Genomic DNA, 11,745 nt, shown 5'->3' with positions numbered 1-11,745 from the left:
GATTGATAATAAGAATGAAGAAGATGCAATTTCTCTTCTTCGCTGTAATGCTCATGTTTTTTGCGCATAATAATTACACATTTTATTGTTATTGAATGTGTCTACCTATATCAGCATAAGACATAATGTATAGGTCACCGTAAAGCCCATGATATCTCTTCGCAACGCATTCCCTTGCAATTGGAGACGATCGTAATAAAACGCCGTATTGATACGGCCATTCAGGACGGGTAATCCCAAGCCGACGCTTACCCGATACGCCCCGCCGGATTGTCCTTTCAACCGCAGGTAAGGCGTGGAAACGGAAACACCCGCTTTATAAGACATCCGTTTCCAATAACTGCTGGAGCTAAATCCATTCGGGAAATAGCATACGCCCAAGCGTAGCTCATGCGAATCCCGGAACTCTACCCGGCTATCGCCCGAGTTCAATACCCCGTATTGCCGGAACAGATAGTCCAACGCATACGTCCATTTCTTATGCGCCAATGAGCTACCGATACCTATATATTGAGGTAGATATTGTGTCACCCTTTTCTGGTTATAGGGGGTTTCCGTGCTGCTTCCCGTCACCGTCACCGTGTTTTTCAATGAGATCCGTTGCTTATAGCCGTAAATGGCGCCGACCGTTAGAAAGGTTTCCCGGGCGATCGGACGATGATATTGTAAACCGAAATCGGCGTAAAAAGAGCGGCCGGACATCTCCCTTGACACTGTCATCGCACTTTGTATCTCATTCTGCGTCATATTTCCAAAGATAAAATTAAGATTCATACCGACCGATAGATGCTTGGTCAATAAAAATCCCTGGGAAAGGAAAGCCTTGGAAAGCCCGCCTGTCCCCGAAAACGTACTGGTTACAAAGGTTCCGGGAGATCCTTCCAACTCTTGCGAGGACTTAAAATAATACCCAACGAAACTATAAGGAGTTACCCCGACGGACATATACCACCGTCGCATGATACGCCCTCCCAATGAGAAAGCGGAGAAATTTCCGGTGAATGCGTTGCTAGAGCTCCCGTCTGAGCGGTATCGCTCATTCTTCACGAAGGCAGATGCCTCAGCGAACAACTTACAACTATCCAACGCCGTCAATCCGGCAGGATTCTCTATATTCATCAGCATCCCTTCCCGCATGCCGACAGTGACACCCGCCATCGAGGTATTTTGACCATATAAACCGGAAGCCATCTCACCCAGTCCAAACATCGAGTAAGGTGAGGAAGTCATCGCATTCTGCGCGGATGCGCTTGCCGCCATCAAGAGGCAAGGGTAAAGAAGGTATCTAGTAACTTTCATAGACCTTATAAATGAGTTGTAGGGTGACCGGGTTACGTCCTCCCTGATCGTTAAACGTCAAGTTCTTGAACGTGCCGGTGTAATCATCACTATTAAAAACCAACTGAAGATTATGCTTATACATGCCAAAGGCACCTAGCTCCTCTTGCATGAATTGAGTCACGTCGAAATAATAATAGGTGTTCTCGTTAAACGTATTGTCTTCCAATAGCGTACCTCGTTGAACCTCGGAACCGAGATAATCGGTCACGGCATCCGTCACCACATTATTCTCATCGGCGATATATAGGTAGAGGCTGTCCGACAAGGTATTGTAATCCGAATAAGTACCTTGCTCGGGATAAATCTTAAGTAAAGCGCTCTCGATCTCCACTTGCGTGCCTTGTTGCATCAGATTATTCAAATACGGGAATTCCAGACGGGTATACCAACCCAAGCCTCCGAATAATACGCCCCGGTTACTAAGCTCAGCCGAAGGTATCTCCACTCCTTTCATCGGATATCCTGCCATATCCGTTCCACTACGGTCATGGTCGATATGATTGAACTGGGTATCCGTATTTGGGAAGAACCATAATTCCTTCTCCGTGGAAAGCTCATCGGATAAATGATAATGCAGGACTAAAGCGGCGGAGGAATCGGCTACCGTGAAAGTCAGCAGAGACTCACTTCCCGCCAAGTCCGGCACGATCGCCACCCCCTTGAAATAGTCCTCAAAGCGATCCTCGGACACCGCTTGATCCTGCGCATGAAAACGGGACAAGAGGTCTTGCCCTAGCGCATCGGGAAGACGGACTTCCAGTTTCTCCCCGCCCTTCGGCTTCGGTTTAAATGAGCAGACCGCCAAAGCCTCGGGAGCGTAAGAGACACTGCTATTATTATATAAGTACCCGTTATCGTTTAAGACGATCTTCTCCGTTAGCTGATAAATCGAGAGGGTTTGTTGGAGGGTTGTGTCCCCTACAAAGCGACCATCGAAAGCGAGAGACAGGACTAGCGAGTCCAGTACGACTGTCTCGTCCGGATCAGTCCCATAGCTCGGTCTCTCATAAGCGATAAAGCTATGCGACGAGACGACTCCCCATAATGAATGTTTGTACCGGCCTACCAAAGCGACGTTCTTACCGGATGTCTCCAACGAGTCGATCAATACCGAGGTCACTACGACCGTGCTGGTATCTATACGAACGTTACGGAAAGCGGAGTCCACCAGATCGCTGCCATACGTACCGTTCTCGTCATAACAGGAAAACAGTCCCAGACAGAGCATCAAGCACCCCAAAGCAAAGAATGTTCTAACCATACTTCTTATTTAATAAGCGAATAATCTTTTATCAATCCGATGGCAAAGAACGTATTTAGCGCAAAACCCGGCAAGATAAACCCATGAACCCACCGGTTTCCTCTGTAAACGGCCCGATACTGAAGATGAAACCGATTTCAAAACCATTCGAGGCCCTAACCTATAAATCCGGCTTATTCACCGATAAAAACCGTATGTTTACCGATTTAATTTGTGGGTCTCGTAAAACCCTCGTTCTTTTGCTTCCGTAAAAACAAAACACGTAGTTAGAATGATACACAAAAGGATTCTTGTATTCTTGATCGCTTTTCTTCCTGTCATCATCAGCGCTTGCAGTGATGATGATGACGATGATTTGATCGGTAAGTGGTACCGTGTCTCTGACATGGACGGATTGGCGCGAAATTACGCCTCCTCTTTCACGATCGGTAACAAAGGATATCTGATTTGCGGAAACGACGGAAAAAATCGTTTATCGGATTGTTGGGAATATGATATGGAACGAGATACTTGGACGCAAAAGGCGGACTTTCCCGGAACCGCCCGCAATTCGGCCGTAGCTATGGCGGTAGATGAAAAGGGATATCTGGGAACCGGATACGACGGTACCAATTACTTGAATGACTTCTGGGAATTTAACCCGACCACCAATACGTGGGCACAGAAAGCGGATTTCCCCGGCTCGGGCCGATATGGAGCCGTGGCCTTCGGGGTAAACGGTAAAGCGTATATCGGATGCGGATACGACGGGAATTACCTAAAAGACTTTTATGCCTTTAATCCGGCGGCAAATAGCTGGACGCAAACGATCAGTATCGGCGGGACAAAGCGTCAGGGCGCTACCAGCTTCGTGATAAATGGAATCGCTTATGTATGTTGCGGACAAAATAACGGCGAATATGTAGACGATTTCTGGAAATTCGATCCCAGCACGGAATCATGGACCCAACTTAGGGATATATCGGATTCCTCGGACGAGGATTATGACGATGATTATACGATCACACGTACGAACGGGGTTGCTTTCGTGATTGATGGAGCCGCTTATCTGACTTGCGGTGAGAGCGGAAGCCTACGTAGCGACACTTGGAAATATTATCCGGCCACCGATCTATGGGAAAACGTGGCTAAATTCAAGGGAACTGCCCGTACGGCGACAGCATCTTTCTCCTCTGGCGAGAAAGGATTCGTAGTATCCGGCAAAAGTGGTACCACTCAATTTGATGATATTTGGGAACTTCACCCGAATGAATATGACGATGATGAGTACTAAGAAAGGACGGGCTTGGTTCGTACCGGGCCTAGTGGTACTGCCGGTATTACTGTTTTATTTATCTTTTTTCCGGGGTGAAGAAATGGGGTCTTCTCCCGGGCGGCAACTGGAGTTGCAAACGTTTCAATCGGGGGATGGCTGGGGGTACCAGATTAGGATGAACGGAAAGGTGTTGATTTACCAACCCACCATTCCCTCTATTGATACGGTAATTGCGTTCCCGGATAAGGAAAGCGCAGAAAACATAGGCACACTCGTATTAAATAAATTGGCCGGGAACAGGAACTTCTCGGTCTCTAGAGAAGAGATACAACATTCACTCTCTTATTTAGGGCAATAGATTTATAATCATTAAATGTTAGGGGCAGGCCGGCTATCGATTAGTAGGCTTGCCCCGTTTTTTCACTTCTTATAAGTCTTATAACCATAAACAGCTAAGGAACCCAATTCCTCCTCGATACGAAGCAACTGGTTGTATTTCGCCATACGATCGGAGCGGCTCAATGAGCCGGTCTTGATCTGTCCGCTGTTGGTAGCTACGGCGATATCTGCGATCGTAGCGTCCTCTGTCTCACCGGAACGGTGGGAAGTCACGGATGTGTAGCCATTACGGTGGGCCATCTCGATAGCGTCTAATGTCTCGCTCAATGTACCGATCTGATTTACCTTGATCAAGATGGAGTTCGCGCAACCCTTCTCGATACCTTTCTTCAAGAACTCTACGTTTGTAACGAACAGGTCATCACCTACCAACTGGCATTTTCCGCCTAGCGTGGAGGTTAGCATTTGCCAACCGGCCCAGTCATTCTCGTCCATACCATCCTCGATAGAATCAATCGGGTATTTATTCACCAACTCACTCAGATAAGCGACTTGTTGCTGGGCGTTACGCTTAGCGCCTTTCTCACCCTCGAATTTCGTATAATCATACACACCATCGTGATAAAACTCGGAAGCAGCGCAATCCATGGCTATCGTCACATCCTTGCCCGGCTCATATCCAGCGGCTTTGATAGCGGCCATAATAGAATTCAAGGCATCTTCCGTACCATTCAATGCCGGAGCGAAACCGCCCTCATCACCTACAGCCGTGCTCAAGCCCCGATCGTGCAATACTTTCTTCAACGCATGGAAAACCTCTGCGCCCATACGAAGCCCCTCACGGAAACTCTTCGCACCTACCGGACGGATCATGAATTCTTGAAAGGCGATCGGAGCGTCGGAGTGAGAACCTCCATTGATAATGTTCATCATAGGAACCGGCAACACATAAGTATTTGTTCCTCCGATATAACGATATAAAGGCAGATCCAGATAATTAGCCGCTGCCTTCGCTACGGCAAGCGATACACCTAACATAGCGTTAGCTCCTAGATTTGATTTTGTCTTTGTACCATCCAAATCCAGCAACTTATGGTCTATCTCTCTTTGATTCAAGGCGCTCATACCTAAAATGGCGGGAGCGATTACCTTATTTACATTATCCACGGCACGAAGAACACCTTTACCACCGTAACGATTTTTATCGCCATCACGTAACTCGATAGCCTCGTTCTCGCCGGTAGAGGCGCCAGAGGGTACAGCCGCACGACCAAATGCGCCGGAAGCCAAATGTACATCTACTTCTACTGTCGGGTTGCCACGTGAATCAAGGATCTCTCTACCTACTACTTTTACAATTTCCATATTACTATATTTGTTTTATTAGTTGTTCAATGATGTCTTACTTTTCTTTTTCACAAATATAACAATAGCCAAGCAAGGAATGTTCCTTATAACTCATCAAATTTATCAATTCGCTAATAAACAAAAAAAGCGATCCGTGTGATACGAATCGCTTTTCTTATATGATTGTAAAAAACTTGCTTATTCAGCTGCTTTTTCCTCGCTAGCTGCTTCAGCTGCAGGAGCCTCAGTAACCGCTGCTGTTGCTTTTTTACGAGAACGTCTTGTTTTAGGAGCTTTCTTAGCGGCTGTATCCTTCAACATATTTTCGTTATAGTCTACTAACTCAATAAAGCACATAGCTGCGTTGTCACCTAAACGGTTACCAGTCTTGATGATTCTGGTATAACCACCCGGACGATCACCGATCTTCTGAGCAATTTCCTTGAACAACTCTGTTACAGCAAATTTGTCTTGCAAATTGCTAAATACCACACGTCTAGAGTGAGTTGTATCCTCCTTAGACTTCGTGATAAGTGGTTCTACATACTTACGTAGCGCTTTTGCCTTTGCTGTCGTAGTAAAGATTCTCTTATGCTTGATCAAAGAACAAGCCATATTCGAAAGCATTGCGTCACGGTGAGTATTTGTACGACCTAAATGATTGAATTTCTTATTATGTCTCATCGTTTACTTACTCTTTATCTAATTTATATTTTGTGATATCCATACCGAATGAAAGGTTCAAGCTCTCAAGCAGTTCATCAAGTTCAGTGAGCGACTTCTTACCGAAGTTACGGAATTTCAACAAATCATTCTTATTGAACTTAACCAACTCACCTAATGTTTCAACATCTGCGGCCTTTAAGCAATTCAATGCACGAACGGAAAGGTCCATATCAGCCAGCTTGCTCTTAAGCAACTGACGCATATGAAGTACTTCTTCATCGAACTCTTCATTGCCTTCAGTATCCGCTGTCTCGATCGCAATCTTTTCATCTGAGAACAACATGAAATGATGAATCAGAATCTTCGCTGCTTCCTTCAACGCTTCCTTCGGATGAATAGAACCATCTGTGGCTATTTCAAGAACCAACTTCTCGTAGTCCGTCTTCTGTTCAACACGGAAGTTCTCGATTGAATATTTTACGTTACGTATCGGAGTGAAGATAGAGTCGATAGCGATCACATGCATATCTGCGTTCGGGTCTCTGTTCTCATCTGCGGGTACATAACCGCGACCTTTATTAATAGTCAATTCAATCTGGAAACTTGCGGTCGGATCCAAGCGGCAAATAACCAAATCTGGATTCAAGATCTCGAATCCAGTCAGTTGCTTACCAATATCACCGGCTTTGAACACTTCCGAACCCGAAACAGTAATACTCACTTTTTCATTCTCGATGTCGTCTACGATATGCTTGAAACGAACTTGCTTCAGATTCAAGATAATGTTTGTTACATCCTCGATAACACCCGGGATTGTACCAAATTCATGGTCAACCCCGTCGATCTTAATGGATGTAATAGCAAAACCTTCAAGTGACGACAGGAGAATACGACGTAAAGCATTACCTATTGTAATACCATAGCCGGGTTCCAACGGACGAAATTCAAACTTTCCGAAGAAATTGTCCGCTTCCAACATTAATACTTTATCGGGTTTTTGAAATGCTAATATCGCCATGGAAATCAATTATTATTTAGAATACAATTCTACGATCAACTGCTCTTTAATGTTTTCAGGAATGTCAGTTCTTTCCGGCAGATGCAGTAATTTTCCGCTCATTGAAGACTGATCCCACTCAATCCAAGGATACTTGCTGTGGTTGAAGCCTGACAATGCGTCGGCAATAACCTCCATGGATTTAGATTTTTCTCTAACACCAATAACCTGACCGGGTTTTACAGAGTAAGAAGGAATGTTTACAACACTTCCGTCTACTGTAATGTGACGATGAGAAACCAACTGACGAGCTGCGGCTCTTGTCGGGGCCATACCCAAACGATAAACCATATTGTCAAGACGGCCTTCTAACAATTGAAGAAGCACCTCACCGGTAATACCTTTAGAGCGTGAAGCTTTTTCGAATAAGTTTCTAAATTGCTTCTCCAATACGCCATAAGTGTATTTTGCTTTTTGCTTCTCACGAAGCTGGATACCGTATTCAGAAGTCTTTCTTTTTCTGGAGTTACCATGTTGTCCAGGAGGATAGTTCTTCTTAGAAAGAACTTTATCCGCACCGAATATTGCCTCACCAAACTTACGGGCAATTCTTGTTCTTGGTCCAGTATATCTTGCCATTTTTTTATTTTTTTAAATGTTCTGTTTGAATCTGGAACCGTGCAGCCGCGATTACAGAGAGGATAAGGTCAATATGCAATCTATTCACAATTCCGGATTCAATGTTTAAGAAACTATAATTAATTATACTCTTCTCTTTTTCGGAGGACGACATCCGTTATGAGGAAGCGGTGTAACATCAACGATTTCTGTTACCTCGATACCTGCGCCATGGATCGTTCTGATAGCGGACTCACGACCGTTACCCGGACCCTTAACGAATACTTTCACCTTTCTTAAACCAAGATCATAAGCTACTTTAGCGCAATCCTGTGCTGCCATCTGAGCTGCATAAGGAGTATTCTTCTTAGAGCTTCTGAATCCCATCTTACCAGCGGAAGACCAGCTGATTACTTGTCCTTCGCTATTCGCTAAAGACACAATAATGTTGTTAAAAGAAGAATGAATATGAGCTTGACCGTAAGCGTCAACTTTTACGTTTCTCTTCTTTGCTGCGACTGTTTTCTTTGCCATATTAACTCTTATTATTTAGTAGCTTTTTTCTTATTTGCAACAGTTTTCTTCTTACCCTTACGAGTACGAGCGTTGTTCTTCGTGCTTTGGCCTCTCAAAGGCAAACCAAGGCGATGACGAACTCCTCTGTAGCAACCAATATCCATCAGACGCTTGATGTTCAACTGAACTTCTGAACGAAGGTCACCTTCAACCTTGTACTCAGCGCCAATGACTTCACGAACCTTTGCGGCTTGATCGTCTGTCCAATCCTTAACTTTGATATCACGATCAACCCCAGCCTTATCTAATACGGATTTTGCAGCGCTACGACCAATACCATAGATATAAGTCAAAGCGATTTCTCCTCTTTTATTTTGTGGCAAGTCTACACCAACTATTCTTATAGCCATATTACTTACTTAGATTATTTTGCAAAAATAATAAATTATCCTTGACGTTGTTTATACTTAGGATTTTTCTTGTTAATTACGTATAAGCGACCCTTTCTTCTTACTATCTTGCACTCAGGTGTACGCTTCTTTAAAGATGCTCTTACTTTCATATCGTGTTTAATTTTATTTGTATCTAAAAGCAATTCTACCTTTCGATAGATCATACGGAGACATTTCTACTCTTACCTTATCCCCCGGAAGGATCTTAATGTAATGCATACGCATCTTTCCTGAGATATGAGCGGTAATTTCATGTCCGTTCTCCAATTCTACACGAAACATCGCGTTTGACAATGCTTCTACAATTACTCCATCTTTCTCTATTGCTGATTGTTTAGCCATATAAATCCAATTAAATTGCGTTTTCTCCTAGAACTTCCTCTAAAAACTTAAATGAAGATAAGATCTGGGGACCATCCGGACGTATAGCGATACAATGCTCGAAATGAGCAGAAGGCTTTCTGTCCTTTGTGCGAACCGTCCATCCGTCTTTCTCAAATGCAACGTTCTTGCTTCCCATGTTGATCATCGGCTCGATGCAGATACACATTCCGTTACGCAATAACGGTCCGCATCCACGTCTGCCATAATTAGGCACTTCCGGTTCCTCATGCATTTTCCGACCTATACCATGTCCCACCAGCTCTCTTACGACAGAGTAACCTTGAGACTCGCAATAAGTCTGAATCGCATTACTGATATCACCCAAACGGTGACCTTCAACAGCACATTGGATACCTAAATAAAGTGAATCCTTCGTCGCTTTCAACAATTTCTTCACTTCCGGCGCAACCTCACCTACACAGAAAGTGTAAGCGGAGTCACCGACAAAACCATTCAATATCGTCCCACAATCCACAGAGATCACGTCACCCTCTTTCAAGATCATCTTAGAAGAAGGAATACCATGCACCACCTGATCATTCACTGAGGCACATATTGAATTAGGGAAACCACCATATCCCAAAAAAGCCGGAACAGCACCATTATCTCTAATGAACTCTTCCGCAATCTTATCAAGTTGAAGTGTGGAGACTCCGGGGACAATATGCTTAGCTACCTCGCCAAGTGTCTTACCCACCAGTTGATTAGCCTCACGCATCAACTCAATCTCTTCATCTGTCTTTAAATAGATCATTCTATTAATAAGCGGCAACAGAGCCTGTACGGCCTTTAATTCTTCCTGACTTCAACAAACCGTCATAATGACGCATTAGCAAATGACTTTCAACTTGCTGCAATGTATCCAACACCACACCAACCAAAATCAACAAAGATGTACCACCAAAGAATTGGGAGAACTCCATACTTACACCGGCAATTCTAGCGAAAGCGGGCATGATAGCAACCAACGCAAGGAAAAAAGCACCCGGCAAAGTAATACGGTCCATAATGGTATCCAGATAGTCTTTGGTATTCTTACCCGGTTTCACACCCGGAATAAAACCATTGTTTCTCTTCAAATCATCTGACATCTGGGTCGGATTGATCGTGATAGCCGTATAGAAATACGTAAACAGGATAATCAACACCGCAAACACGAAGTTGTACCAAAATCCCGTATTATCCATGAAAGCAGCCCAAAAACCGCTCTGCTCTCCCGTACTAGAGAAACCTATAATTGAGATAGGAATAAACATGATCGCCTGAGCGAAGATGATAGGCATTACGTTAGCGGCATTCACCTTCAAAGGGATATACTGACGTGCGCCACCATATTGTTTATTACCGATAATCCTTTTTGCGTATTGCACGGGGACCTTACGAGTACCTTGTACCAATAAAATCGCACCAGCGATAACAAGCAAAAGGAACAGCATCTCAAATAAGAACATAACCAGACCACCGGTTTTCTCACTTGTTCTAGAAACGAATTCTTGGAACAAAGAGTGCGGCAGACGGGCTATAATACCAACTAAAATGATAAATGAAATACCATTTCCAACACCTTTATCTGTAATTCTTTCACCTAGCCATAAGATAAACATACTTCCCGCAGCCAAGATGATCGTAGATGAGATCGTGAACCAAATACCACCCGGTAAAGCAGCGCCGGCAGCCTTAAGCTGAACGCTTAAATTCACCAAGTAAGTAGGACCTTGGAATAACAAGATCGCTATCGTCAAGTAACGAGTCCACTGATTGATTTTTCTACGGCCACTCTCACCCTCTCTCTGCAATTTTTGGAAAGAAGGAACTGCGATGGCTAACAACTGCATAACAATTGAAGCGGAGATATATGGCATGATTCCCAACGCAAAAATAGATGCGTTAGAAAAGGCTCCACCTGAGAACATATCCAACAGTGCAAGCAATCCGCCTCTTGTCTGCTCCTGTAAAGCGGTCAACGCTTTGGGATCGATACCCGGAAGCACTACATACGTACCAAAACGGTATATAGCCACCAATAAAAGAGTGGTGAGGATCCGATTTCTCAGATCCTCAATCTTCCAGATATTCTTGATTGTTTCAACAGCTCTCATGACTTAGAGTTTAACGACTGTTCCACCTGCGGCTTGGATAGCTGCCTCTGCGCTCTTAGAGAAAGCGTGAGCCTCAACCTCTAACTTAGCGGTCAAGCTACCGTTACCAAGAATTTTAACCACTTGAGAAGAAGAGATGAAACCAGCCTCCATCAATTCATTAATACCAATCTTAGTCAATTGCTTAGCCTCTGCCATTTGTTGCAAAGTATCGATATTAATAGCTTTATATTCTACACGGTTAATATTCTTGAAACCGAATTTAGGCAAACGTCTTTGAATAGGCATCTGACCACCTTCGAAACCAATCTTGTTCTTGTAGCCAGATCTAGACTTGGCACCTTTATGACCTCTTGTTGAAGTTCCGCCTAATCCTGAACCCGGACCACGTCCGATTCTTTTTCTGGTCTTGGTAGATCCTTCAGCCGGTTTTAAATTTGATAAATTCATATCGTATAATTTATTTTTTC

The 11,745-nt window shown here is 44.1% G+C and carries 15 protein-coding genes; 2 read left to right on the top strand and 13 right to left on the bottom strand.

Features of this window, described 5'->3' with window-relative positions:
• Nucleotides 1-105: 105 nt before the first annotated feature.
• Both bamG and NBH16_RS16180 read right to left on the bottom strand, forming a co-directional pair.
• Nucleotides 106-1,299: a BamG family beta-barrel-assembly machinery protein gene (bamG, locus tag NBH16_RS16185; RefSeq protein ID WP_250788870.1), complete on the bottom strand. Its 1,194-nt coding sequence runs from the start codon at nucleotides 1,297-1,299 to the stop codon at nucleotides 106-108.
• Nucleotides 1,286-2,602: a DUF4270 family protein gene (locus tag NBH16_RS16180; protein ID WP_250788869.1), complete on the bottom strand. Its 1,317-nt coding sequence runs from the start codon at nucleotides 2,600-2,602 to the stop codon at nucleotides 1,286-1,288. The genes bamG and NBH16_RS16180 overlap by 14 nt, the downstream gene beginning before the upstream one ends.
• A gap of 271 nt (nucleotides 2,603-2,873) precedes the next feature.
• On the opposite strand from NBH16_RS16180, the gene NBH16_RS16175 reads away from it, so the two are divergent.
• Both NBH16_RS16175 and NBH16_RS16170 read left to right on the top strand, forming a co-directional pair.
• Nucleotides 2,874-3,875, top strand: a complete 1,002-nt coding sequence (locus NBH16_RS16175) for a Kelch repeat-containing protein (protein WP_008773751.1) — start codon at nucleotides 2,874-2,876, stop codon at nucleotides 3,873-3,875.
• Entirely contained in the window at nucleotides 3,862-4,215 is a 354-nt protein-coding gene (locus NBH16_RS16170; protein WP_008778715.1) for a DUF4907 domain-containing protein, read from the top strand. The genes NBH16_RS16175 and NBH16_RS16170 overlap by 14 nt, the downstream gene beginning before the upstream one ends.
• A gap of 62 nt (nucleotides 4,216-4,277) precedes the next feature.
• Here NBH16_RS16170 and eno read toward each other — a convergent pair whose 3' ends face one another.
• The 11 genes from eno to rplO form a co-directional block, all read right to left on the bottom strand.
• Nucleotides 4,278-5,561 carry a phosphopyruvate hydratase gene (gene eno / locus NBH16_RS16165; RefSeq protein WP_005867129.1) on the bottom strand — a complete coding sequence of 428 codons (1,284 nt, stop codon included), beginning with the start codon at nucleotides 5,559-5,561 and terminating at the stop codon, nucleotides 4,278-4,280.
• A 180-nt stretch (nucleotides 5,562-5,741) separates the two neighbouring features.
• Nucleotides 5,742-6,227 (bottom strand): 50S ribosomal protein L17, encoded by a 486-nt coding sequence (rplQ, locus tag NBH16_RS16160; protein ID WP_005867127.1) that lies wholly within the window; start codon nucleotides 6,225-6,227, stop codon nucleotides 5,742-5,744.
• A gap of 7 nt (nucleotides 6,228-6,234) precedes the next feature.
• Entirely contained in the window at nucleotides 6,235-7,227 is a 993-nt protein-coding gene (locus NBH16_RS16155; protein ID WP_005867125.1) for a DNA-directed RNA polymerase subunit alpha, read from the bottom strand.
• 12 nt (nucleotides 7,228-7,239) lie between these two features.
• Nucleotides 7,240-7,845 (bottom strand): 30S ribosomal protein S4, encoded by a 606-nt coding sequence (rpsD, locus tag NBH16_RS16150; protein ID WP_005867123.1) that lies wholly within the window; start codon nucleotides 7,843-7,845, stop codon nucleotides 7,240-7,242.
• A gap of 123 nt (nucleotides 7,846-7,968) precedes the next feature.
• On the bottom strand, nucleotides 7,969-8,358 hold the full coding sequence (gene rpsK, locus NBH16_RS16145) for a 30S ribosomal protein S11 (RefSeq protein WP_005634781.1): 390 nt from the start codon (nucleotides 8,356-8,358) through the stop codon (nucleotides 7,969-7,971).
• A gap of 11 nt (nucleotides 8,359-8,369) precedes the next feature.
• Nucleotides 8,370-8,750: a 30S ribosomal protein S13 gene (gene rpsM / locus NBH16_RS16140; protein WP_005854010.1), complete on the bottom strand. Its 381-nt coding sequence runs from the start codon at nucleotides 8,748-8,750 to the stop codon at nucleotides 8,370-8,372.
• 35 nt (nucleotides 8,751-8,785) lie between these two features.
• Complete coding sequence (ykgO, locus tag NBH16_RS16135) at nucleotides 8,786-8,902, bottom strand: type B 50S ribosomal protein L36 (protein ID WP_005645768.1); 117 nt, start codon at nucleotides 8,900-8,902, stop codon at nucleotides 8,786-8,788.
• A 13-nt stretch (nucleotides 8,903-8,915) separates the two neighbouring features.
• Nucleotides 8,916-9,134, bottom strand: coding sequence for a translation initiation factor IF-1 (infA, locus tag NBH16_RS16130; protein ID WP_005854007.1), 219 nt, complete (start codon nucleotides 9,132-9,134; stop codon nucleotides 8,916-8,918).
• A 10-nt stretch (nucleotides 9,135-9,144) separates the two neighbouring features.
• A complete protein-coding gene (map, locus tag NBH16_RS16125) occupies nucleotides 9,145-9,930 on the bottom strand; it encodes a type I methionyl aminopeptidase (RefSeq protein ID WP_005867121.1) in 786 nt (261 codons plus the stop codon).
• 4 nt (nucleotides 9,931-9,934) lie between these two features.
• Nucleotides 9,935-11,275 carry a preprotein translocase subunit SecY gene (gene secY / locus NBH16_RS16120; RefSeq protein ID WP_250788868.1) on the bottom strand — a complete coding sequence of 447 codons (1,341 nt, stop codon included), beginning with the start codon at nucleotides 11,273-11,275 and terminating at the stop codon, nucleotides 9,935-9,937.
• Nucleotides 11,276-11,278: 3 nt separating this feature from the next.
• Entirely contained in the window at nucleotides 11,279-11,725 is a 447-nt protein-coding gene (gene rplO / locus NBH16_RS16115; protein WP_005853999.1) for a 50S ribosomal protein L15, read from the bottom strand.
• Nucleotides 11,726-11,745 lie beyond the last annotated feature (20 nt).

The organism is Parabacteroides sp. Y3-G-102 (assembly GCF_023656845.1).
In the GTDB taxonomy this organism is placed as follows: domain Bacteria; phylum Bacteroidota; class Bacteroidia; order Bacteroidales; family Tannerellaceae; genus Parabacteroides; species Parabacteroides distasonis.
The sequence above is the reverse complement of the archived record's forward strand: the minus strand, read 5'-3'. Positions and strand labels throughout refer to the sequence as shown.